Source organism: Bradyrhizobium betae (genome assembly GCF_050632175.1).
Lineage (GTDB): Bacteria > Pseudomonadota > Alphaproteobacteria > Rhizobiales > Xanthobacteraceae > Bradyrhizobium > Bradyrhizobium betae_B.
In genome coordinates this window covers 6,155,380-6,176,704 of the sequence record NZ_CP192576.1, presented here as the reverse complement: position 1 = coordinate 6,176,704, position 21,325 = coordinate 6,155,380, and the positions used below count along the sequence as shown (strand labels likewise).

The following is a 21,325-nucleotide window of genomic DNA, read 5'->3' as shown; positions in this document are numbered from 1 at the left end:
AGGTCAGATGCGGGTTAAACGCGCGAGCTGGTAAAATCCGTCAGTCGGCGCGCTCGGCCAGGAGCTTCTTGATCCGCTCGGAATCCTCCGGCGTCGCCGGGGTTGTAGACGATCATGCTGAGGTCGGAGCGGCCCTCGACGTTGAAGCTCGAATATTCGAATGACATGGTGCCGTGGACGGGGTGCTTCAGCCGCTTGGTGCCGTCGCCATGATGGCGCACGTCGTTGTCGCGCCAGAGCGCCGCGAATTCCGGGCTGGTGCGGCAGAGCTCGTCGACGAAGTCGGCGACATGCGAGACGGCGCCTGCCCGCGCCGCATCCGCCCGAAATGCTGCCACCACGAAGCGGGCGACACTATCCCAGTCATACTGCGCGGCGCGCACGCGCGGATCGCAGAAGATGAAGCGCAGGATGTTGCGCTGTCCCGGCGGGATCGCGCCATAGTCCGTCAGCACCGCGCTCGCGGCCCGGTTCCAGGCGACGACGTCCCAGGTCGCGGTCCGCACCAGCGCGGGGCTGAATGCAAGCGCATCGAGCACGCGTTGAAGTCGCGGTGACACCCCTTCGGCGGCCCGGTAGCGCACCACCTCGGGCGGGCGGCCGAGGCCAATCAGGAACAGATGCTCACGCTCGACGTCGGTCAGCATCAGCGCCCGCGCGATGCGATCGAGCACATCGGCCGACGGCGCGCCACCACGGCCCTGCTCCAGCCACGTGTACCAGGTCGAGCTGATATTGGCGCGCTGGGCCACCTCCTCGCGGCGCAGCCCGGGCGTGCGCCGGCGGCTGCCGACCAAGCCGAACGCGGCGGCATCGAGCCGGGTCCGGCGGTCCTTCAGGTAGGTCCCGAGCAGGTTTTCGGCGCTCGTGGTCTCGCTCATCCTGTTAGCCATTATACCCTGATAACGTCACTACTTTACCCGGATAATCGTAGCGCAGATGGTTGGCGCTACCAACCCTCTGGAGATGCCTCATGCGTGTATTCGTCACCGGCGCCACCGGCTTCGTCGGCTCCGCGGTCGTGCGGGACCTGATTGCCGCCGGCCACACCGTCACCGGCCTGGCCCGCTCGGACGCGGGCGCCGCGACGCTCACCGCCATGGGCGCCGAGGTCCATCGCGGCTCCCTGGAGGACCACGGCTCGTTGCGCAGCGGCGCGGCCGCGTCCGACGGTGTCCTGCACCTCGGTTTCAACCATGACTTCTCGAAATTCCTCGACAATTGCGAGCTGGACCGTCGCGCGATCCTGGCGCTCGGCGAGGAGCTGAGGGCTCCGCACGGCCGCTGATCGTCACCTCAGGCGTTGCGCTACTCGCGCCCGGTCGGCTCGCGACGGAGGACGACGAGGCCGCGAAACATTTTCCGCGTGTCTCGGAATCGGCCGCGCTGTCGCTGGCCGGCGTCCGCGCCGCCGTGATCCGGCTGCCGCCCTCCACGCATGGCGAAGGCGATCACGGCTTCGTCCCGATCCTCATCAACCTCGCGCGCGAAAAAGGCGTGTCGGCTTATGTCGGCGACGGGATGAATCGCTGGCCGGCCGCCCATCGCTTCGATGCCGCGCGCGTCTACCGCCTCGCGCTGGAACAAGGCGCCACCGCAAGGCACTATCACGCGATCGCCGAGGAAGGCGTCCCGTTCAAGGCGATTGCAGACGTGATCGGCCGGCGGCTCGGCGTGCCCGTGGTCTCGACATCCGCTGATGAAGCGGAGGCGCATTTCGGCTGGTTCGCGCGGTTCGCATCCATCGACGTTCCGACCTCGAGCGCGAAAACACGTGCCCTGCTTGGCTGGGAGCCCAAAGAAAAGGGCTGATCGAGGATCTCGACCAGCCCTGTTACTTCAAGGTCTGACGGCGCGTTACGCCGTCAGATGCCGATCAGTCCGTCGTGATCGCGGTTTCCATGTCCGTCGGATCGATCTGCCTGGAGAGGTTGGCGTTGAGCTTGTCGCGGTCGAGCTCACCTTCCCACCAGGCGACAATCACGCAGGCCACGCCGTTGCCGCAGAGGTTGGTCAGTGCGCGGCACTCGCTCATGAACTTGTCGATGCCGAGCACGATCGCCATGCCCGGCACGAGGCGCGGATCGACTACGGCCAACGTTGCGGCGAGCGTGATGAACCCGGCGCCGGTGATGCCGGAAGCGCCCTTCGAAGTCAGCATCGCAACGACCAGGATGGTGAGCTGCTGGGCGAAGGAGAGGTCGAAGCCAAGTGCCTGCGCGATGAAGAGCGTCGCCAGCGTCATGTAGATGTTGGTGCCGTCGAGGTTGAACGAGTAACCCGTGGGCACCACGAGGCCGACCACCGACTTGGAACAGCCGAGCCGCTCGAGCTTTTCCATCAGCGACGGCAGCGCGCTTTCCGACGACGAGGTGCCGAGCACGATCAGGAGTTCGTCCTTGATGTAGGCCAGGAACTTGAAGATCGAGAAGCCGGCGAACCGCGCGATGATGCCGAGCACGACGAAGACGAACAGCGCGGCGGTGACGTAGAACGTGGCGATCAGCCCGATCAGGTTGAGGATCGCGCCGGTGCCGAACTTGCCGATCGTGTAAGCCATCGCGCCGAACGCGCCGATCGGCGCCGCACGCATCACGATGGAGATGACGCCGAACACCGCGTGCGCGGCGTCGTCGATGAAGCTGCGGATCGTATGGCCGCGCTCGCCGAGGCTCATGATCGCGAAGCCGAACAGCACCGAGAACAGCAGCACCTGCAGGATCTCACCCTGCGCGAAAGCGCCGACCACGGTGTCCGGAATGATGTGCAGCACGAAGTCGACGGACTTCTGACCGGCGGCCTGCTTGGCGTAATTTGCGACCGCCGCCTCGTTGGCCGCCGCATTGCCGAAGCCCGCGCCGGGCTTCACCAGATTGCCGATGATGAGTCCGATCACCAGGGCGAATGTCGAGACGACCTCGAAATAGACCAATGCCTTGACGCCGATGCGTCCGACCTTCTTGGCGTCCTGGATGTGAGCGATGCCCGAGACCACCGTGCAGAAGATGATCGGGGCGATCACCATCTTGATCAGCTTGATGAAGCCGTCGCCGAGCGCCTTGATCCACTCGTTGGTGGCGACCGAGGGCCAGAGCCAACCGACGATGGCGCCGAGCACGATGGCGATCAACACCTGGACATAGAGGACCTTGTACCACGGCTTGGCCGCGCTTGGCGCGACCGGCGTTCCCGCCGTCATCGTTGTGGTCGTCATCGTCTCACTCCCCCTCAAACTCAGAGGCCAGCCAAGATCAACTTGGCCGGCCCTGTCAAATGGAACTGGTCGGAAACGGCGGTCTTACCGGCGATCGACGATCCGACGCGCCGCCGGCATCAGCGTCGCGCCAAGCGCGTTCTTGACCAGCGAGCCGGCGAGAAACGGCAGCAGGCCGACCTGCCAGGCCTTGGCCACGCCAAGACCGAGACCAAAGGCCAGCCAGCCGAAGCCCGCGGCCAGAATGATGACGTGGCCGACGGCCATCGCCGCAAACAACCGCACGACGCTGCGATCCCAGCCCCGCTCGGCGAGCCAGCCGGTGACGAAGGCAGCGCCGATGAAGCCGAACAGGTAGCCGGCGGTCGGGCCGACCAGCGGTGCAATTCCACCGACCGGGCCGGCGAACACCGGCAGCCCCATCGCGCCCTCGGCGAGATAGGCGATCATGGTCGCGCTGCCGAGGCGCCAGCCATAGGCGGCGCCGATCATCAGCACCACCAGCGTCTGCAACGTCATGGGCACATAAGGCAGCGGCAGGTTCACCTTGGCCGACAGCGTCATCAACGCGGTGCCGAGCGCGATCAGCACCACGGCGCGCAAGGCGCCCACGGTTTCGCCCGGTCGGGTCGGCCACATCAAGGCGGCGAGAGAAGAATCGTGCGGCTGCGGTGGGCGCGGAACGGTCGGACAAGATGCACTCCGGAAGGCTGTCGAAACTGGCGGCTATTTAAGCCAGTGAGCGATCCGGTCAACCGCCTCCCGCATCTCATCAGCCGAGCGTGCATAGGACAGTCTTATGAACGAGCGGCCGTGGATGGGGTCGAAATCGAGGCCTGGCGTTGCCGCAACATGGGCTTGCTCCAGCATCTGCTTGGCGAACTCGAAACTGTCGGACGTGAAGTCCGAAACGTCGGCATAGAGATAGAAAGCGCCGTCGGCAGGCAAGAACCTGCTGAGGCCCGCCCTGGGCAGTCCCTCGATCAGAATCCGCCGGTTCTCCTGGTAGCCGTGCTTGATCGCCTCCATCTCGGCCGCACCGTCGAAGGCGGCTTCGGCCGCAATCTGCGACAGCGACGGCACCGAGATCGACAGGTTTTGCTGGAGGCGTTCGATCGGCCGCACCAGCACGTCGGGCACGACCATCCAGCCGACGCGCCAGCCCGTCATGCAGAAATACTTCGAGAACGAGTTGATCACGAGTGCGTGCTCGGACAACGAGGCCGCCGTCACCGCCGGAAACGCGTAGTCGAGCCCGTGATAGATTTCGTCGGAGATGAAGCGGATGCCGGCGTCCTCCGACGCCGCGATCAGGCCGGCGAGCGCCTCGCGGGACATCATCGTGCCCGTCGGATTGGCCGGGCTTCCGACCAGCACGCCCTTCAGCGGCGCCTTGCGATGGGCCGCCAGCAGCGCTTCGCCGGTCAGCGCGTGACGCGTCTCGTTGGTGGTCTCGATCAGCACCGGCTCGCAGCCGAGCGCGGTCAGGATGTGCCGGTAAGGCGGATAGCCCGGCACCGTCACGGCGACGCGATCGCCGGGCTCGAACATCGACAGGAAAGCGAGGATGAACCCGCCGGACGAGCCCGTGGTCACCACGATCCGCTCCGGGCTGACATCGCAGCCATAGGCATCGCGATAATGCCGCGCGATGCGCGCGCGCAGGCTGGGGATGCCGAGCGCGGAGGTATAATCGATCCGCCCCGCCTCGAGCGCCGCATGGGCGGCCGCAATCGCGGTCTTCGGAGCACCCGTCGCGGGCTGGCCGACCTCCATGTGGATGACATGGCCTCCGGCCGCCTCGATTCGGGCTGCCGCGGCCATCACGTCCATCACCATGAACGGGGGGACGTCGCTGCGGCGGGAGGGCTCGAGCCACTGCCCCAACCGGTTCCTCAATGTCGCATCGTGCATCGAATTCTGCTATTTCGCTGGCGAACCGGTCGGTCCGGTCCGGGAAACGGAGCGCTTGCGCCCCAGACTGGCCGCATTGTACGGCTCATAAGGGATACGGCTCGGAAGGGCATATCGCGTATCCGGTCCGCCGCCAATCGCCAAAACCAATCACCAAACCGCTTTTCAAGACCGTTTGACCAAGCCCCTTGTTGACCGTGACCGCCTGATGTTGCTCCAGATCGCTTTGCGCAAGAAGGCCACTGCCCTCACCGCCCTCTTCACCGCGGCGGCGATCGCGCTGTTGCCGATGCCGGCGGCGCAGGCGCAGGGCAAGGGACCACCGGTCCTGCGCGACACCGAGACCGAGCAGCTGCTTCGCGAATATACCCGACCGATCCTGCGCGCCGCCGGCCTGGAGAAGCAGAACATCCAGATGGTGATCGTCAACGAGGGCTCGTTCAACGCCTTCGTTGCCGACGGTCGCCGCATCTTCGTCAATTACGGCGCGATCCTGCAGTCGGAGACGCCGAACCAGATCATCGGCGTGCTCGCGCACGAAACCGGGCATCTGGCCGGCGGTCATCTCTCCAAGTTGCGTGAACAACTCGCCACCGCCCAGACCCAGATGATCATCGCGATGCTGCTCGGCGCCGGCGCGATGGTCGCTGGCACCACACGTGGCAGCAGCTCGGGCAACAACGGGCTTGCCAATGCCGGCGCGGCTGCGATCGCGGGACCGCAGGAGATGATCCGCCGGACGCTGCTGTCCTACCAGCGCCAGCAGGAAGAGAACGCCGACCGCGCCGGCGTCAAGTTCCTGACCGCGACCCAGCAGTCACCGAAGGGCATGTACGAGACCTTCAAGCGCTTCACCAGCGAGAGCCTGTTCGCCGCGCGCGGCGCCGATCCTTATCTGCAGTCGCACCCGATGCCCGCCGAGCGCGTCGCCTCGCTTCAGGAGTTTGCCAAGTCCAGCCCCTATTGGGACAAGAAGGACGATCCGGCGCTGCAGCTCCGCCACGACATGGTGCGCGCCAAGATCTCGGCGTTCATGGAACGGCCGGAGACGGTGTATCGCCGCTACCCGCAGACCAACGACAGCTTGCCGGCGCGCTATGCCCGCGCCATCAGCACCTATCTGCACGGCGATCTGCGCAGCGCTCTCGCCCAGATCGACGCGCTGATCCAGGTCCAGCCCAGCAACCCGTACTTCTACGAAGTACGCGGCCAGGCGCTGCTGGAGAGCGGCAAGCCTGCCGAGGCGATCCCCGCCCTGCGCAAGGCGGTGCAATTGTCGAACAATGCGCCCCTCATCGAGATGTTACTTGGGCAGGCTCTGGTTGGAACCGATAATAAGGCCTACACGGACGACGCCGTTCGGATTCTCCGCGCCGCGGTGGCACGGGAGCCCGAGGCCGTGCTCGGCTATACCCAGCTCGCGATGGCCTATGGCCGCAAGGGCGACTATGCCGAGGCCGATCTGGCGTCCGCGCAGGCCGCTTACCTGCGCGGCGACAACAAGACCGCCCGCGAACTCGCCACGCGCGCAAAGACCCGTTTCGCCGTCGGCACGCCCGGATGGGTCAAGGCCGACGACATCGTGGCGGCCAAGCCGTCCCGAAACTAGCTCGACCCGAACGACGCCCGATACCACGACGCCTGACACCACGACGCCACGACCCAAGCTTAAGTCCGTCGGGACGTTTTCCGAAACCTGCTTTGGATAAGAGGATTTGCCTATGCCTTCGCTGCGCCTGCTTGCTCCCGCGCTGTTTGCGCTCGCCATGTTCGGTGCGACCGTGCCCGCGTCGGCCGACAGCTTCTCCGATACCCAGCGCACCGACATCGAGGCGATCGTCAAGAACTACCTCGTCACCCATCCCGAGGTGCTCGAGGAAGCGATGGCCGAGCTCACCAAGCGCCAGGCCGCAGCCGAGACGCAGAAGCACGAGGCCAGCATCGCGCAGAATGCCGACGCGATCTTCAACTCGCCGCATCAGGTCGTGCTCGGCAACAAGGACGGCGACGTCACCTTCGTCGAGTTCTTCGACTACAATTGCGGCTACTGCAAGCGCGCGATGGACGACATGCTCAGCCTCATGAAGGGCGATCCGAAGCTGAAGGTCGTGCTGAAGGAGTTTCCGGTGTTGAGCCAGGGCTCGGTGGAAGCAGCGCAGGTCGCCGTCGCCGTCCGCATGCAGGATCCCACCGGCAAGAAATATCTCGACTTCCACCAGAAGCTGCTCGGCGGCCGCGGTGCCGCCGACAAGGCGCGCGCGCTTCAGGCGGCCAAGGAAGCCGGCCTCGACACCGCCAAGATCGAGAAGGACATCGGCAGCCCCGAGGTGCGCGCCACCATCGAGGAAAACTTCAAGCTCGCCGAAGCGATGGGCATGAACGGCACGCCGAGCTACGTCATCGGCAAGCAGATCGTGGTCGGCGCCGTCGGCGTCGAAGGCCTCAAGGAAAAGATCGGCATCGCCCGCTGCGGCAAGGCGACTTGCTGATCGTCGAATGAAATCAACTTATCGGCTTTAGCCAGCACCCACTTATTCGGCCGCGCCCCTCATCATAAGGCGCGAAGGCAATCCTAGGTGCTAAGGTTTGAGCTGATTTAAGATTTATTGGAACCGAACAGGAACTCTTTATCCTCAGGCTATCTGTTCGGATATCCACTCGGTAGGTGAACACGTGCTGCCCGGCATTCAACGTCGTCGTAATTCCCGGAAAATCTTGGTTCAGGTTCATACTAGCAACATTCTCACCATCGATCTCGAAGCCGATGGTGCTGGAGCGAGCACGAACGGCTCCAATTTCGCGATTGTCGATGAAGAGATCATTTGATTGAATTGACAGCTGATATGTTCGATCATCCTGCTGACTAATGTACTTCTTCATCAGATCCAGGATGCACGAAGTGTACTGCTTGTAGTTCGCTTCGTTGATTTGCTGCCCTTGTGGAACGGTTGAGAGGACTGCACTCAGATCGTCCATTTTAACGGTTCCTGCTCCCGACGCTCCCCGTTTCCAAACGTCGATCTTTGCTGCTATATCGCCTGAGTATGATCGCGACTGTCCGCCGCCGCAGACAACCATAACTCCCTTGACTTCGTCCTCAGTAGGCAGCTTTGCCGCGACCGCCAGATCGCTCGTTGCAACAAGAAAAACGATGACTGAAAACAGTCTCATCATATTTTCTCCAAAAGTTGGCCAACGACACGTAAAATTAGAAAAACGCAATCTGAATGGCGTCACTCTTCCGCAACTAGAGAGCGAACGCAAGGGCCGCGAGCTCTTGCAACGTCATGCGGCACCATGTCGCTCCTCCAAATCAGGACTGTATTTCTGACACATCGTTTCGACACAGCTATTGGAGTGGATACTCTCGTAGAGGAGTGCCTCCGGGAAAACCTAACTAGTGTTCGGTCTCGAGCACCTCGCAGAATTTCGCTGCGGCCCCACACGATGACTATGTTATCGGGCGCGGACAACCTTTAGAATATCTAATGATAAGTATTCGACGTTGAAAGTAAGAAAGAATGCTTTCAGATGCTCATAAAATTGTGCGCGTAGCTGCGATCATCGGAGTTTTTGGCTCCTTCTGTCTTTTCGTAGTCTTTATTTTAGCGGAATGGTCTAATCCGAATTGGACGTCGGTTTCGTTCAACCATTTCGCAGCAACGGTCGGACTTCCAAGTGCCGCGGCAGGAGCCTTCATCATTGTTGCCTTGTTCAGGACGACTGAAGGCCAGATCAAATTTGAGGGGCTTGGATTCAAATTTGAGGGCGCCTCAGGCCCAATAATCATGCGGGTGATTTGTTTTTTGTCAATTGCGGGCGCGATCAAATTGGTCTGGCCACTTACTCTGCCCTAGAATTAATTCCGGGATCCGGCGGAGGCGTTCTTTTCGCCAGCGCGCGCATTCATCTGGCGTTCAACAAACAAATGCCGCGGAACCCTGGATGTTCCGGAACTCCTGATATCTCCTTTCGTTGTTGGCGCGGGCAATGACGCAATCGAACACGTGAGGAGAATTTTCAATGTCGAACCGCTTTATGATCTCGGTGGCCACGCTTGCGCTCTTCGCGGGCACCGGCCTCGCCAACGCTCAGGGCACCATGAACCGCGACAGCGGTGGTGGCGCCGGTGGCGCGCAGATGCAGCACTCGCAGCCTTCGGGCGGCGCGGCTGAGCGCGGCGCGATGGGCAAGGAAGCCGCTCCCGACAGGGGCACCGTCGGCCAGGCTGGCGGCGCCATGAAGCCCGGCGGAGCTGCCGGAGAGAAGTCGTCCGGCGCGATGGAGAAGTCCGGCGCCATGGAGAAGTCCGGCGGGATGGAGAAGTCCGGCCCGATGAACAAGAACGCCGCTGACGAGAAGGCCGGCGCGGCGAAGGGTGAGCACGCTCAGGGTGCGCAGGACAAGTCGAAGAGCACGATGGACAAGTCCCAGATGGACAAGTCCAAGAGCACTGAGAAGAGCACCGAGACCGACACCAAGAGCGGTAACATGAACGCCCAGACCAAGGGCGCGGACGGCAAGGCCGCTGACACCAAGGCTGCCGACACCAAGTCTCAGACCACGACCGGCACCGCCTCGGCGACCGCTTCCGCTCCGCCGCCCGAGAAGCGGACCCAGATCACCTCCGCAATCAAGTCGACGAAGATCGAAGAGACCACCAACGTCAACTTCAACATCTCGGTGGGTGCCGCGATTCCGTCGTCCGTTCACTTCCACCCGCTCCCGCCCCGGATCGTCGAAATCTATCCGGAATGGCGCGGCTATGACGTGATCTACGTCCGCGGTCAGTACATCATCGTCCGTCCGCAAACGCGCGAGATCGTCTACATCATCGAGGGCTAAGCCGCCCGGTTGACGCACCAACGAGCCCTTGCCGAGAGATCGGCAGGGGCTTTCGTCGTATTGGGTGGCCTTGCCGCCCGGCATCCATGCTTCGGACTGGTTAACAAGCAATTTCCGTAGGTTCCGCACAGGTTTTTGTACTTCGGATGAGGTGCCTGAAGGCCTCCGGGAGGCCCTTCAAGGCTTCCCCTGACGCGCTTTGTTACCTATAACCCCGCCACGCCGAAGCACCTCCGCCGGGATTTGAATGGCTGAACCTGCGACCGATACCATCCTCGTTCTCAACGGGCCGAACCTCAACATGTTGGGGACGCGCGAGCCCGAGAAGTACGGCCATGCCTCGCTGGCCGACGTGGAGGCGTTGTGCCGGGAGACGGCAGCGGCGTTCGGCCTCAAGGCCGACTGCCGGCAGTCCAACCGCGAGGGTGAGCTGATCGACTTCATCCACGAGGCGCATGCCCGCAGGATGAAGGGCATCATCATCAATGCCGGCGGCTACTCACACACCTCGATCGCGCTGCATGACGCGCTGCTCGCGGTGCAGATCCCGACCGTCGAAGTCCACGTGACCAATATCCACGCCCGAGAAAGTTTCCGCCACCACTCCTATACCGCACGCGCGGCGTTCGCCTCGCTCTGCGGTTTCGGCATCGAGGGCTACCGCCTCGCCGTTCAGGGGCTTGCCGCCAAGCTCGGCATCAAGCCCAAAGCCTGACGCTCCCTCCTCACACAGAACATTCGGATAAAGAACATGGCGCGCCAGCCAGACGACAAAGCAGCCGCAAAGTTTTCCAGCGAGGATTCCGCGCTCGTCCGCGAGCTCGCTCTCCTGCTCGACGAGACCAGCCTCACCGAGATCGAGATCGAGCGCGCCGGCCTGCGCCTGCGCGTCGCCCGCAACATCAGCGTCGCCGCGACGATGCCGGCGCCAATGGCGCACGCAGCGCCCGTGGCGATCGCCGCAGCCGCCGCACCTGCGGCGACCGCGCCCGACCTGTCGAAGCATCCCGGCGCCGTGACCTCGCCGATGGTCGGCACCGCCTATTGGGCGCCGGAGCCCGGCGCAAAGCCGTTCATCGAGGTCGGCAGCAAGGTCTCGATCGGCCAGACGCTGCTCATCATCGAAGCCATGAAGACCATGAACCAGATCCCCTCGCCGCGCGCCGGCACGGTGACGCAGATCCTGGTCGAGGACGGCCAGCCCGTCGAGTTCGGTGAGCCGCTGGTGATCATCGAGTAGGCGAATGGGGAGTAGCGAATAGCGAATGGTGTCACCGTTCTCTACCCGCTATTCGCCACTCGCCATCCGCGCCTTCCTATTCGCCCCTGAGGCACCATGTTCGACAAGATCCTCATAGCCAATCGCGGCGAGATCGCCCTCCGCATCCTGCGCGCCTGCAAGGAGCTCGGGATCGCGACCGTCGCCGTGCATTCGACCGCCGACGCCGACGCCATGCATGTGCGCCTGTCGGACGAAAGCGTGTGCATCGGACCGCCGCCGTCCAAGGACAGCTATCTCAACGTGCCCGCGCTGCTCGCGGCCTGCGAGATCACCGGCGCGGACGCCGTACATCCCGGTTACGGCTTCCTGTCGGAAAACGCACGCTTCGCCGAGATCCTCGGCGAGCACAATCTGCAATTCATCGGCCCCAAGGCCGAGCACATCCGCCTGATGGGCGACAAGATCGAGGCCAAGAAGACCGCCAAGCGGCTCGGCATTCCCGTGGTGCCCGGCTCCGACGGAGCGGTCGGCCCCGAGGACGATGCCATGGCGATCGCCAGGAAGATCGGCTTTCCGGTGCTGGTCAAGGCGGCGGCAGGTGGCGGCGGCCGCGGCATGAAGGTCGCGCAGAGCGAGGCGGACCTTCTGATGGCTTTGTCGACGGCGGCGAACGAAGCGAAGTCGGCCTTCGGGGACGCCTCGGTCTATCTCGAGAAATATCTCCAGAAGCCGCGCCACATCGAAATCCAGATTCTCGGCGACGGCCGCGGCGGCGCGATCCATCTCGGCGAACGCGATTGCTCGCTGCAGCGCCGCCACCAGAAGGTCTGGGAGGAAGGCCCCTCGCCCGTGCTGGCCGCGGCGGCGCGCGCCAGGATCGGCGAGACCTGCGCCAAGGCGATGCGCGAGATGAAATATCTCGGCGTCGGCACCATCGAATTTCTGTTCGAGGACGGCGAGTTCTACTTCATCGAGATGAACACGCGCATCCAGGTCGAGCATCCCGTCACCGAGAGCATCACCGACATCGACCTCGTGCTGGAGCAGATCCGCATCGCCGCCGGCGGCGATCTGCCGGCCAAGCAGAACGAGATCCAGATCATCGGCCATGCGATCGAGTGCCGCATCAACGCCGAGAACCCGCAGACCTTCCGGCCGTCGCCGGGCCGCATCACGCAATACCATCCGCCGGGCGGGCTCGGTGTCCGCATCGATTCCGCGGTCTATCAGGGCTACACGATCCCGCCCTATTACGACTCGCTGGTGGGCAAGCTGATCGTGCACGGCAAGACCCGCGCCGAATGCCTGATGCGGCTGCGGAGGGCCCTGGACGAGATGGTGGTCGAGGGCATCGAGACGACGCTGCCGCTGTTCCGCGACCTGGTTCGCGAAGACGACATCATCAACGGCGACTACCACATCCACTGGCTGGAGCAGTACCTCGCCGGCAAGGCTGAACCCGCCGCGAAATAATTCCTTCCAAGTATGGAACCCCGGGCCCCGGGCTGCGTTCTGGACGGTTGGGGACAGTTCCAAGGGGCTAGTTTGCACTTCTCTCCGCGTAACAAGGTGAATCGTCGTGACGGCTGACGCTCAGCGGCGGCGCACGTTGATGCAAATCCTGCTGCTTTCGGCGGGCTTTTTCGTGCTGGTCGCGATCAGCGTCGCCTCGATGCTGCTGATCAATAAATCCCGCGAAGACAATTCCTGGGTCGTGCACACGGTCGAGTCCGAGAACCAGATCTCGACCGTCCTGCTGGAAATCCGCCGTGCGGAAAGCGCGACCCGGGCCTATTTGCTGTCCGGCGGCCCGCAATTCCTGACTGAATACCAGGCGGCGGCCGCCAACATTCTGCCGGCCCTCGATCGTCTCGGCCGGCTCACGGGCGACAATCCGGCGCAGATTCAGAACATGGCCAGGCTGCGCAAGGCCGTCGAACAGCGGCTGTCGGAATTCGCCCGCGGTATCGACCGCGTCACCAACAACGATGTCACCACCGCCGTGACGGCGATGCGCAACGGGACGTCGACCGGAGCGGTCGACACCATCGCCAAGGTCGGCCTCGACATGCGCGCCGAGGAAGATCGCCTGTTCAGGGAGCGGACCGATACCGCCGACCGGACCCAGAAGCTGGCCTCCTCCGTGACCATCGCCGGCTCGGGGATGGTCCTTGCTCTCGCCTTCGGTTCGGTCATTCTGGTCCGTCAGTCGTCCCGCGCCCGCGACCAGGCCGAGGCGCGCCTGCGCGACGCCAATCTCAACCTGGAGGCTACCGTCGACGAGCGCACGGCTGACCTGCGCGAGGCCAACAACGAGATCCAGCGCTTCGCCTATATCGTCAGCCACGATCTGCGCTCGCCTCTGGTCAACATCATGGGCTTCACCAGCGAACTCGAGGAGCTCAGCGGCGACATCTTCCGCCGCATCGGCGGCCTCACCCAGGCAGCGACCGGCGGGCCGCCGCCGGCCGCCGGCGAGATCGCGCTCGAAGGCCCGGATCAACAACTGGCGGCGGATTTCTCCGAGGCGCTCGGCTTCATCAAGTCCTCGATCGCCAAGATGGACCGCCTGATCTCGGCGATCCTCAACCTCACCCGCGAGGGCCGGCGCGAATTCGAGCCGGTGAAGGTCGACACGCGCGAGCTGATCGAGGCGATCGTGTCGACGCTGGCGCATCAGGCCTCCGAGGCGCAGGCCGAGATCCACGTCGAACCGCTGCCGAATATCGTCAGCGACCGCCTTGCGCTGGAGCAGATATTCTCCAATCTGATCGACAACGGGATTAAGTATCTCAAGAGCGGCGTGCCCGGCGAGATCAGAATCCGGGGGCGCACCAAGCTCGGATACGCTATCTTCGAGATCAGCGATAACGGCCGCGGTATCGATGCCAGGGATCATCAGCGGATCTTCGACCTGTTCCGCCGCGCGGGAACCCAGGACAAGCCCGGTCAGGGCATCGGTCTGGCGCATGTACGTGCACTTGTGCGCCGCCTCGGCGGCACCATGTCGGTATCGTCGGAACTGAACGCGGGCAGCACCTTCACGATCACGCTGCCCATCAACTGGAACGCAAGCAACCGGAACTCCGAGCAATGACCCTGCCTGTCAGCATCATCATGATCGAAGACGACGAGGGGCACGCGCGGCTGATCGAGCGCAACATCCGCCGCTCCGGCGTCAACAACGAGATCATCCCCTTCACCAACGGCACCGATGCGATGAAGCACCTGTTCGGCGCCGACGGCACCGGGCTCGCGCAGAAGGGCAACGCGCTGCTGATCCTGCTCGATCTCAATCTCCCCGACATGACCGGGATCGATATCCTGAAGCAGATCAAGGAAAACAAATATCTGAAGGCCTCGCCCGTGGTGGTGCTGACCACCACCGACGATTCCCAGGAAATCAAGCGCTGCTACGAGCTCGGCTGCAACGTCTACATCACCAAGCCGGTGAATTACGAGAATTTCGCCAATGCCATCCGGCAGCTCGGTCTGTTCTTCTCGGTCATCCAGGTCCCGCCCGCCGCCTCATGAACCAGCGCACGCCCACATTGCTCTACATCGACGACGACGCGGCGCTGGCGCGCCTGGTCGATCGCGGCCTGACGCGGCGCGGCTACACGGTCATCCATGCCGCCAGCGGCGAGGAAGGCCTCGAGCGCATCCGCCGCGCGCAGACCCAGGGCAGCGTCGCGGGCGGAATCGACGTCGTGGCACTTGACCAGTACATGCCCGGCCTCGACGGGCTGGAGACGCTGGAGCAGATCATGGCGATCCCGGGCGCGCCGCCGGTGGTGTTCGTCACCGCGTCGCAGGATTCCAGCATCGCGGTCACCGCCCTGAAGGCGGGCGCGTCCGACTATCTCGTCAAGGACGTCAGGGGCGACTTCATCCCGCTGCTCCATGTCGCTGCCGACGGCGCGCTACGCCAGGCCGAATTGCAGAAGGCGCGCGACGAAGCCGAAGCCGAGATCCACGCCTCGCGCGACCGCTACGCGGCGCTCGCAGCCGAACGCGAGATGCTGCTGCGCGAGGTCAACCATCGCGTCGGCAACTCGCTCCAGATCATTGCCTCGCTGCTGCATCTGCAGGCAAGCTCCGCCGGCCAGGACGAGGTCAAGGCGGCGCTGACCAATGCGATGGGCCGCGTCGCAGCGGTGGCGCAGGTGCATCGCCGCCTCTACACCTCGCAGGACCTGAAGAGCGTCGTCCTCAATCAATATCTGGACTCCCTGCTGGAGGATTTGCGCCGCTCGGCCGAAGGCAACCGGATGTCGCGCCTGACGGTGAAGGCAGAGGCGATCGAGATCGATCCGGACCGCGCCGTCGCCGTCGGCATCATCGTCAACGAGCTGGTGATGAACGCGGTGAAATACGCCTATCCCGACGGCGCCGGCCCGATCCATGTCGAGCTGACCTCGCAGGGCGACGATCTGCTGCTGTCGATCGCCGACGACGGCGTCGGCGACAAGGTCAAGGCCGATCCGCGCTCCACCGGTATGGGCCAGCGCATCGTCGCGGCGATGGCCACCAAGCTGGATGCCACCGTCGAGCGCGACCCCGCCCATTCCGGCACCCGCATTCTCCTCAAGTTCCGCCGCCTGCCAACGACGCCCCACCGGGCGAGCAGCGCCGCGGCGAGCTGACCCCGCGATTGCACGGGGTTCCTCGCCATCGTAACCCCACCGCGATCCTGCTATTGTTGCGAACCATGACTTCGCGCGACTCCGCTTCGTCTGAAATCACGCCGGCCGTGCTGCTGCGGGCCTATGCCTGCGGCATCTTTCCGATGGCCGAAAGCGCCGACGATCCGACCCTGTTCTGGGTCGAGCCAGAATTGCGCGGCGTTATCCCGCTCGCGGGATTTCGCGTCGCCTCACGACTCGCGCGCACCGTGCGTTCGGATCTGTTTCGCGTGACCGTCAACACCGCGTTCAAGGCGACCATCGCGGGCTGTGCCGCGCCGCAGGCCGGACGCGAGGACACCTGGATCAACAAGCGCATCCGTGACCTTTATGGCGGCCTCTACGAGCTCGGCCATTGCCACAGCGTCGAGGCCTGGCAGGGAGACGATCTTGTCGGCGGGCTCTACGGCGTGAGCCTCGGACGCGCCTTCTTCGGCGAGAGCATGTTCCACACCGCGCGCGATGCCTCGAAGGTCGCGCTGGTGCATCTGGTCGCGCGGCTCATTCATGGCGGCTTCGAGCTGCTCGACACGCAATACGTCACCGAGCATTTGAAGAGTTTTGGCGCGGTCGAGATTCCGCGGCGGCGCTACACCGCGCTGCTCGACAAGGCGCTCGCCGGCGAGCCCGGCGATTTCCTGAGGCTCGCAGACGGCGCAGCGATCCCGGGCGCACGCGCGCTCGAGATCATCGCTTCACGGCAATAAGTCAGAGAGCCTGGCGGCCGAACCCGCGGGATTTGGCCTAGCGGCCAAACCCGGGAATACCGAACAGACCCGGACGCTGCTCCGGCGGCGGAGGCGGTGGCGGTTGCTGCTGGATCGGCGGCAAGGGCTGCGGCGGACGCTGCTGCACGGCCTGCTTGGGCGCGGCATTCTTCTTCTGCGCCGGCGGCGGCGCTGGCGTGGCCGGCTTGGGCGCGGGATCTGGCGCCGCTGTCGCGATGGTCTGCTGCGGCCCTTTGCAGTCGGTCAGCCAGATGTCGTAGATCGGATGCTCGACGCCGTGCAGGCCCGGGCTTGCCGCATACATCCAGCCCGAGAAGATCCGCTTCACCTCGCCCTGCAAGGTGATCTCGTCGACCTCGACGAAGGCGTCGGTATTGGCGGCCTCCGTCGCCGGCCGCGTGTAGCAGGCATCGGTCTTGACCCTGAGCGCACCGAACTGGACGGTCTCGCCAATATCCTCGTCGAAATTGATGATGCGCCCGGTGATCTTGTCGAGACCGGAGAAGGTCGCCTTCTTGTTCACGATCTTCTGGGCCGGCGGCTCGGTCACGACCTCGTCGCCCGGCTGCAAGCTCGCGGGCGTCTGCGGTACCGGCCCGCCCTTCTGCTGGGGCTGGCGCTGACCGGGCGCACCCGGGGCGCCCTGCGGCGGCGCGACCGCGACGGGCGGCATCTGGTTCGGCGGCGCGGCGGTGGAGCCCGGCGGCGGCGCCAGCGGCTGGGACTCGACCGGCCCCGGCATCACGTTACCCTGCCGCCCCTGGGGCAGCGCCATCGGGCGCGACGGCAGCACGCGGCCTTGCGGCGGCAGCGCGGGGACCTCCTCGTCGTCCTCATCGGGCATCTGCGGCTGCGGCTGGCCACGCGGAATCGCGCCCGGCGGCCGCGGCGGCGGATCGGAGAAGATCGTGCCGATCTGCGCCTGCGCGGGCGTCGCCACCGTCAATGCGGTGGCGGCCAGAAGCGCCGCAAGGCCTGTCAGGGTAAAGGTTCGAACCATTGTCTCGCGCGGCTTCAACAGCGAGATCGGGCTTGCTGGACATTCTACAGGGGATACCGCCGCTCGCAGGCCATCCGGTTAACACGGCGAATACGGCGGGGAAAGGGCGGCATTCCTGCCCTGCCCGCCGCCATCTGGCCAGAGCGGCGGCCGAATGGGATAGTCGGCAAGCTCCTCCCCGGGGCCGAGGCGGGCATCGCCCCCGAAAATTGCGTCCAACGATAACCAGAACCTCAAGGGTCCCTCCCATGCCCGTCGTGCTCGATCCCGACGCCGCCGCCGTCTACAAGGCCTTCCAGGAGGCCGGCCGGCCCGCCTATGAGAGCCTGACCGCAGACGAAGCGCGCGCCTATTACGCGCAGGCCCGCTTTGCCACCAATCCTGACGCCCCGGAACTGGCGCGCGTCGCGCCGCTTGCGATCCCGGCGCCGCACGGCACGATCCCGGCACGCATCTATGTGCCGAAGCAGCCACGTCTGCAGCATGGCAAGTCGCCCGCGCTGGTGTTCTTCCACGGCGGCGGCTGGGTCATCGGCGATCTCGACTCCCACGACGTCGTCTGCCGCCAGCTCGCCGAAGCTGGCGCGTTGACCGTCATATCGATCGACTACCGCCTCGCGCCCGAGCACAAATTTCCGGCCGCCGCCGATGACGCGATCGCCGCCACCAAATGGATCGCCGCCAATGCGCGCGAGCTCGGCATCGACGCCGCGCGCCTCTCGATCGGCGGCGACAGCGCCGGCGGCAACCTTGCGGCCGTGGTCGCGCTCGCGGCGCGTGACGGTGATGGTCCGAACATCGCCGGCCAGGTCCTGATCTACCCGGCAACCGATTTCGCCATGACGCACGGCTCGCACAGCGAGCCCGAGACCAGCGTACTGCTGACGCATTCGGTGATCCGCTGGTTCCGCGATCACTACCTCAACGGCGCCGCCGACATCCACGATTGGCGTGCCTCGCCGGCGCGTGCGACAAACCTTGCCGGCCTGCCGCCGGCCTATGTGCTGACCGCCGGCGCCGATCCCCTGCGCGACGAAGGCGACGAATATGCCGCGCGCCTCAGGCAGGCCGGCGTGCTCGTCACGTACAAGCACTATCCCGGCCAGTTCCACGGCTTCTTCACGATGGGCAAGCTGCTGCAGCAGGCCAATGTCGCCGTCAGCGAGATCGGCGTTTGGTTGAAGGGGTTGGGCTGACGCGTGACAATCCGCAAGCGTTGGCCTGTCCCTTGACGAGGGCCGCCAGCGGCCGCATATTCTAGCCAGAAATTCTGGCCAGAATAACTAAACTGGAAAGACTGAACATGTCCAAGCGAGTCTGGTCGGTGCAGGACGCAAAGAACCGCTTCAGCGAGGTGGTCATTGCGGCGCAACGCGCGCCACAGACCGTGACGCGGCATGGCAAGCCCGCTGTGGTCATCCTAAATGCCGCGGAGTTTGAACGCCTGCAGGAGCTGCAACGCGCGCGGGCGCCCTCTCTTTCCGATCTGCTTCTTGAAATGCCGCAAGACGACGAGGAATTTACGCGCGCGCGCATCGCAATTCGTGACGTCGGCCTCTAATGTTTCTGCTCGACACCGTCACGCTGTCCGAACTGCGTCGGACCAGACGCAGCCCGTCCGTGGTCGCCTGGATGGAGCGGCAGCGAACGGCCGATCTTTTCCTCAGCGTCGTCAGCATCGGCGAAATCGAACGCGGAATCGCGCGTCAACGCGCTGCAGATCCGAGCTTTGCAGATGCGCTCGCCGGCTGGCTGGATCGCCTTCTCGCTCTCTACGGCACACAAATCCTGCCGTTTGATCTGCAGACCGCACGTCGCTGGGGGACTCTCAGTGCCGCGCTCGGCAATGAAAGCGCCGACCTCATGATCGCCGCCACGGCGGCTCGAGCACGGGCTGACCGTCGTGACGCGCAACGTGTCGGACTTCAAGCCGGCGGGAGTCCGCATCGTCAATCCATTTGAAGGCAAGTAACCAGCCTCGCCCCTTGAAACGCTATTCCGGACACTCCCAAAAATGCACTCTGCCGTTTTGCGCGCCCTCCCCCTGCGCGTACTGACCTGGCTCGGCAGCCAGGGCACGCGTGCAGTCGCCGCCGTCGTGTTCGTCGCCATGGCGGTGCCGCCGCTCGGCGCGCTGCTGCGGCCCTACATCACCGAGGCCATCTTCGTTCTGCTCTGCATCTCCTTCATGCGGGTCGATCTGGCTGCGCTCCACCATCATCTGCGCCGGCCGGCGCTGGTCGCGACCGCTACGGTCTGGACCACGATCGGCGTGCCGTTGATCGTCGGACTGATCGCGCATGTCACCGGGCTCACCAGCAGCTCGCCCGGCCTCTTCCTCGCGCTGATGCTGCAGGGCATCGCCTCGCCGATGATGGCGGCGCCCGCGCTGGCCGCGCTGATGGGGCTCGATGCCACACTGGTGCTGGTCACGCTGGTGGCCTCAACCGCGCTGGTGCCGTTCACGGCCTCGCTGTTCGCCGGCCTTTTCCTCGGCGACATGCTCAGCATCTCGCCGCCGACCCTGGGGCTCAAGCTATCAGGCATCATCGTGACATCGCTGCTGGCCGCAACCCTGATCCGGTGGACGTTCGGCGCGGCTGCGATCCAGCGTCACAAGAAGCCGATCGACGGCTTCAACATCATTATCCTGCTGATCTTCGCCGCCGCGATCATGGGCGATGTTGTGAGCGACTTCCTGGCCAAGCCGCTATTCACGATCGGCCTCGCCGCGCTGTCCTTCGCGATCTATTTCACGCTGCTCGCGATCACCACGCTGCTGTTTCGTCGCATCGGTTATGAGCGCGCGCTGGCGCTCGGGCTGATGGTGTCACAGCGCAATCTCGGCCTGATGCTGGCGGCGACGGCCGGCGCGCTGCCGCCGACCACCTGGCTCTATTTCGCGATGACGCAGTTTCCGATTCATCTGGCGCCATACATGCTGATGCCAATCGCGCGGCGCCTGACGGCGCGGGCGGGCGTCACCCGACCCGCACGGTGAATTCGTTGCCGCGGCCTTCGTCGATGTCGAGCGACCGGGAGAAATAACCATTGGCGGGAGTGCGGACGTAATCAAGATAGTCCTGCGCAAAGGCGTTCTCCCCGAAGATCACGGCGCCGGGCGCCAACCGTGGCTCGATCAGTTTCAGCAACGGCAGGTACAGCGAAAACGCGCCATCGATCGATAGAACATCAACCTCGCCGCCGACGTCCTTGAGCGTGTCGAGCGCATCGCCCTCGCGGATCTCCACCAGATCGGCGAGCCCCGCCGCTTCGAGGTGAGCCCGCGCCCGCATGACTTTCGTGGGCTCGAGCTCGGAACCGATCAACTGGCCGCCGCCATTGTCGCGAAGCGCAGCCGCGAGGTAGATCGTCGAGACCCCCATCGATGTGCCGAACTCGACGATCCGGGTTGCCCCGCGGGCGCGCGCGATCGCGTAAAGCGAAGCGGCCATAGGCCGGAGAAATCGCCAGGAAATGATCGGCGTGACCCCGATACGTCGCTCGATAGTTGACCCGTTCCTCGTCGATAAACCTGGCGGCCAGATCCTTCAGCGTTTCGCCTGATGTCTCGACCTGCGCCGTCATCTTGGCCATCAGGTCGCGATCAGCGGCGTTGGCATCGGCGTGGAGTTTGTCGAGCGTCTCTGCGACGCGCTTGCTGCTCAGCAGTGTCATGAAAATCCCCTTCCGGTGATGGCGAGACCGTTCCGACCT

At 64.5% G+C, this 21,325-nt stretch carries 19 protein-coding genes and 4 pseudogenes; 16 read left to right on the top strand and 7 right to left on the bottom strand.

Going from position 1 to position 21,325, the window contains the following annotated elements; all coding sequences use genetic code 11:
* Positions 1–40: 40 nt before the first annotated feature.
* Positions 41–881 (bottom strand): annotated as a pseudogene (locus tag ACQ86E_RS29740) (helix-turn-helix transcriptional regulator).
* 92 nt (positions 882–973) lie between these two features.
* Here ACQ86E_RS29740 and ACQ86E_RS29735 point away from each other — a divergent pair.
* Positions 974–1,850, top strand: a pseudogene (locus ACQ86E_RS29735) (SDR family oxidoreductase).
* 26 nt (positions 1,851–1,876) lie between these two features.
* Here the strand turns inward: ACQ86E_RS29735 and ACQ86E_RS29730 are convergent.
* The 3 genes from ACQ86E_RS29730 to ACQ86E_RS29720 form a co-directional block, all read right to left on the bottom strand.
* Positions 1,877–3,214, bottom strand: a complete 1,338-nt coding sequence (locus ACQ86E_RS29730; protein ID WP_431203005.1) for a dicarboxylate/amino acid:cation symporter — start codon at positions 3,212–3,214, stop codon at positions 1,877–1,879.
* A gap of 84 nt (positions 3,215–3,298) precedes the next feature.
* Positions 3,299–3,853, bottom strand: a complete 555-nt coding sequence (locus ACQ86E_RS29725) for a biotin transporter BioY (protein ID WP_431203004.1) — start codon at positions 3,851–3,853, stop codon at positions 3,299–3,301.
* A gap of 87 nt (positions 3,854–3,940) precedes the next feature.
* A complete protein-coding gene (locus tag ACQ86E_RS29720) occupies positions 3,941–5,128 on the bottom strand; it encodes a pyridoxal phosphate-dependent aminotransferase (protein WP_431203003.1) in 1,188 nt (395 codons plus the stop codon).
* A gap of 208 nt (positions 5,129–5,336) precedes the next feature.
* On the opposite strand from ACQ86E_RS29720, the gene ACQ86E_RS29715 reads away from it, so the two are divergent.
* Both ACQ86E_RS29715 and ACQ86E_RS29710 read left to right on the top strand, forming a co-directional pair.
* Positions 5,337–6,737 (top strand): M48 family metalloprotease, encoded by a 1,401-nt coding sequence (locus ACQ86E_RS29715; RefSeq protein WP_431206594.1) that lies wholly within the window; start codon positions 5,337–5,339, stop codon positions 6,735–6,737.
* Positions 6,738–6,849: 112 nt separating this feature from the next.
* Entirely contained in the window at positions 6,850–7,617 is a 768-nt protein-coding gene (locus ACQ86E_RS29710; protein ID WP_431203002.1) for a DsbA family protein, read from the top strand.
* Positions 7,618–7,630: 13 nt separating this feature from the next.
* Here ACQ86E_RS29710 and ACQ86E_RS29705 read toward each other — a convergent pair whose 3' ends face one another.
* On the bottom strand, positions 7,631–8,302 hold the full coding sequence (locus ACQ86E_RS29705; RefSeq protein WP_431203001.1) for a hypothetical protein: 672 nt from the start codon (positions 8,300–8,302) through the stop codon (positions 7,631–7,633).
* A 347-nt stretch (positions 8,303–8,649) separates the two neighbouring features.
* Between ACQ86E_RS29705 and ACQ86E_RS29700 the strand changes: the two genes are divergently transcribed.
* The 9 genes from ACQ86E_RS29700 (at position 8,650) to aat (ending at position 16,587) form a co-directional block, all read left to right on the top strand.
* Positions 8,650–8,985 (top strand): hypothetical protein, encoded by a 336-nt coding sequence (locus tag ACQ86E_RS29700; RefSeq protein ID WP_431203000.1) that lies wholly within the window; start codon positions 8,650–8,652, stop codon positions 8,983–8,985.
* 166 nt (positions 8,986–9,151) lie between these two features.
* Complete coding sequence (locus ACQ86E_RS29695; RefSeq protein ID WP_431202999.1) at positions 9,152–9,973, top strand: DUF1236 domain-containing protein; 822 nt, start codon at positions 9,152–9,154, stop codon at positions 9,971–9,973.
* 247 nt (positions 9,974–10,220) lie between these two features.
* Positions 10,221–10,688: a type II 3-dehydroquinate dehydratase gene (aroQ, locus tag ACQ86E_RS29690; RefSeq protein WP_431202998.1), complete on the top strand. Its 468-nt coding sequence runs from the start codon at positions 10,221–10,223 to the stop codon at positions 10,686–10,688.
* Between the two features lie 36 nt (positions 10,689–10,724).
* On the top strand, positions 10,725–11,213 hold the full coding sequence (gene accB / locus ACQ86E_RS29685; protein WP_431202997.1) for an acetyl-CoA carboxylase biotin carboxyl carrier protein: 489 nt from the start codon (positions 10,725–10,727) through the stop codon (positions 11,211–11,213).
* Positions 11,214–11,309: 96 nt separating this feature from the next.
* A complete protein-coding gene (accC, locus tag ACQ86E_RS29680) occupies positions 11,310–12,668 on the top strand; it encodes an acetyl-CoA carboxylase biotin carboxylase subunit (protein WP_431202996.1) in 1,359 nt (452 codons plus the stop codon).
* A gap of 139 nt (positions 12,669–12,807) precedes the next feature.
* Complete coding sequence (locus ACQ86E_RS29675) at positions 12,808–14,292, top strand: sensor histidine kinase (protein WP_431206593.1); 1,485 nt, start codon at positions 12,808–12,810, stop codon at positions 14,290–14,292.
* A complete protein-coding gene (locus tag ACQ86E_RS29670; protein ID WP_015686476.1) occupies positions 14,289–14,729 on the top strand; it encodes a response regulator in 441 nt (146 codons plus the stop codon). Before ACQ86E_RS29675 ends, ACQ86E_RS29670 begins: the two co-directional genes overlap by 4 nt.
* Entirely contained in the window at positions 14,726–15,841 is a 1,116-nt protein-coding gene (locus ACQ86E_RS29665) for a sensor histidine kinase (protein ID WP_431202995.1), read from the top strand. The genes ACQ86E_RS29670 and ACQ86E_RS29665 overlap by 4 nt, the downstream gene beginning before the upstream one ends.
* 65 nt (positions 15,842–15,906) lie before the next feature.
* Entirely contained in the window at positions 15,907–16,587 is a 681-nt protein-coding gene (aat, locus tag ACQ86E_RS29660; RefSeq protein ID WP_431202994.1) for a leucyl/phenylalanyl-tRNA--protein transferase, read from the top strand.
* Between the two features lie 37 nt (positions 16,588–16,624).
* On the opposite strand, the pseudogene ACQ86E_RS29655 reads toward aat, so the two are convergent.
* Positions 16,625–17,651: pseudogene (locus ACQ86E_RS29655) on the bottom strand (DUF2155 domain-containing protein).
* A gap of 205 nt (positions 17,652–17,856) precedes the next feature.
* On the opposite strand from ACQ86E_RS29655, the gene ACQ86E_RS29650 reads away from it, so the two are divergent.
* The 4 genes from ACQ86E_RS29650 to ACQ86E_RS29635 all read left to right on the top strand — a co-directional run bounded on the left by ACQ86E_RS29650 (position 17,857) and on the right by ACQ86E_RS29635 (position 20,609).
* Positions 17,857–18,804, top strand: coding sequence for an alpha/beta hydrolase (locus ACQ86E_RS29650; protein ID WP_431202993.1), 948 nt, complete (start codon positions 17,857–17,859; stop codon positions 18,802–18,804).
* 107 nt (positions 18,805–18,911) lie between these two features.
* Positions 18,912–19,169 carry a type II toxin-antitoxin system Phd/YefM family antitoxin gene (locus ACQ86E_RS29645; RefSeq protein ID WP_431202992.1) on the top strand — a complete coding sequence of 86 codons (258 nt, stop codon included), beginning with the start codon at positions 18,912–18,914 and terminating at the stop codon, positions 19,167–19,169.
* Positions 19,169–19,570: a type II toxin-antitoxin system VapC family toxin gene (locus tag ACQ86E_RS29640; RefSeq protein ID WP_431202991.1), complete on the top strand. Its 402-nt coding sequence runs from the start codon at positions 19,169–19,171 to the stop codon at positions 19,568–19,570. The genes ACQ86E_RS29645 and ACQ86E_RS29640 overlap by 1 nt, the downstream gene beginning before the upstream one ends.
* A 52-nt stretch (positions 19,571–19,622) precedes the next feature.
* Positions 19,623–20,609, top strand: coding sequence for a Na+-dependent transporter (locus tag ACQ86E_RS29635; RefSeq protein ID WP_431202990.1), 987 nt, complete (start codon positions 19,623–19,625; stop codon positions 20,607–20,609).
* Here ACQ86E_RS29635 and ACQ86E_RS29630 read toward each other — a convergent pair.
* Positions 20,590–21,286 (bottom strand): annotated as a pseudogene (locus ACQ86E_RS29630) (O-methyltransferase). The gene ACQ86E_RS29635 and the pseudogene ACQ86E_RS29630 overlap by 20 nt on opposite strands.
* Positions 21,287–21,325 lie beyond the last annotated feature (39 nt).

What these genes read in the sequence shown, in the direction of transcription:
- ACQ86E_RS29730 (WP_431203005.1), bottom strand. Translation starts at nt 3,214, where the DNA reads ATGACGACCACAACGATGACGGCGGGAACGCCGGTCGCGCCAAGCGCG.
- ACQ86E_RS29725 (WP_431203004.1), bottom strand. Translation starts at nt 3,853, where the DNA reads ATGTGGCCGACCCGACCGGGCGAAACCGTGGGCGCCTTGCGCGCCGTG.
- ACQ86E_RS29720 (WP_431203003.1), bottom strand. Translation starts at nt 5,128, where the DNA reads ATGCACGATGCGACATTGAGGAACCGGTTGGGGCAGTGGCTCGAGCCC.
- ACQ86E_RS29715 (WP_431206594.1), top strand. Translation starts at nt 5,337, where the DNA reads ATGTTGCTCCAGATCGCTTTGCGCAAGAAGGCCACTGCCCTCACCGCC.
- ACQ86E_RS29710 (WP_431203002.1), top strand. Translation starts at nt 6,850, where the DNA reads ATGCCTTCGCTGCGCCTGCTTGCTCCCGCGCTGTTTGCGCTCGCCATG.
- ACQ86E_RS29705 (WP_431203001.1), bottom strand. Translation starts at nt 8,302, where the DNA reads ATGATGAGACTGTTTTCAGTCATCGTTTTTCTTGTTGCAACGAGCGAT.
- ACQ86E_RS29700 (WP_431203000.1), top strand. Translation starts at nt 8,650, where the DNA reads ATGCTTTCAGATGCTCATAAAATTGTGCGCGTAGCTGCGATCATCGGA.
- ACQ86E_RS29695 (WP_431202999.1), top strand. Translation starts at nt 9,152, where the DNA reads ATGTCGAACCGCTTTATGATCTCGGTGGCCACGCTTGCGCTCTTCGCG.
- aroQ (WP_431202998.1), top strand. Translation starts at nt 10,221, where the DNA reads ATGGCTGAACCTGCGACCGATACCATCCTCGTTCTCAACGGGCCGAAC.
- accB (WP_431202997.1), top strand. Translation starts at nt 10,725, where the DNA reads ATGGCGCGCCAGCCAGACGACAAAGCAGCCGCAAAGTTTTCCAGCGAG.
- accC (WP_431202996.1), top strand. Translation starts at nt 11,310, where the DNA reads ATGTTCGACAAGATCCTCATAGCCAATCGCGGCGAGATCGCCCTCCGC.
- ACQ86E_RS29675 (WP_431206593.1), top strand. Translation starts at nt 12,808, where the DNA reads ATGCAAATCCTGCTGCTTTCGGCGGGCTTTTTCGTGCTGGTCGCGATC.
- ACQ86E_RS29670 (WP_015686476.1), top strand. Translation starts at nt 14,289, where the DNA reads ATGACCCTGCCTGTCAGCATCATCATGATCGAAGACGACGAGGGGCAC.
- ACQ86E_RS29665 (WP_431202995.1), top strand. Translation starts at nt 14,726, where the DNA reads ATGAACCAGCGCACGCCCACATTGCTCTACATCGACGACGACGCGGCG.
- aat (WP_431202994.1), top strand. Translation starts at nt 15,907, where the DNA reads ATGACTTCGCGCGACTCCGCTTCGTCTGAAATCACGCCGGCCGTGCTG.
- ACQ86E_RS29650 (WP_431202993.1), top strand. Translation starts at nt 17,857, where the DNA reads ATGCCCGTCGTGCTCGATCCCGACGCCGCCGCCGTCTACAAGGCCTTC.
- ACQ86E_RS29645 (WP_431202992.1), top strand. Translation starts at nt 18,912, where the DNA reads ATGTCCAAGCGAGTCTGGTCGGTGCAGGACGCAAAGAACCGCTTCAGC.
- ACQ86E_RS29640 (WP_431202991.1), top strand. Translation starts at nt 19,169, where the DNA reads ATGTTTCTGCTCGACACCGTCACGCTGTCCGAACTGCGTCGGACCAGA.
- ACQ86E_RS29635 (WP_431202990.1), top strand. Translation starts at nt 19,623, where the DNA reads ATGCACTCTGCCGTTTTGCGCGCCCTCCCCCTGCGCGTACTGACCTGG.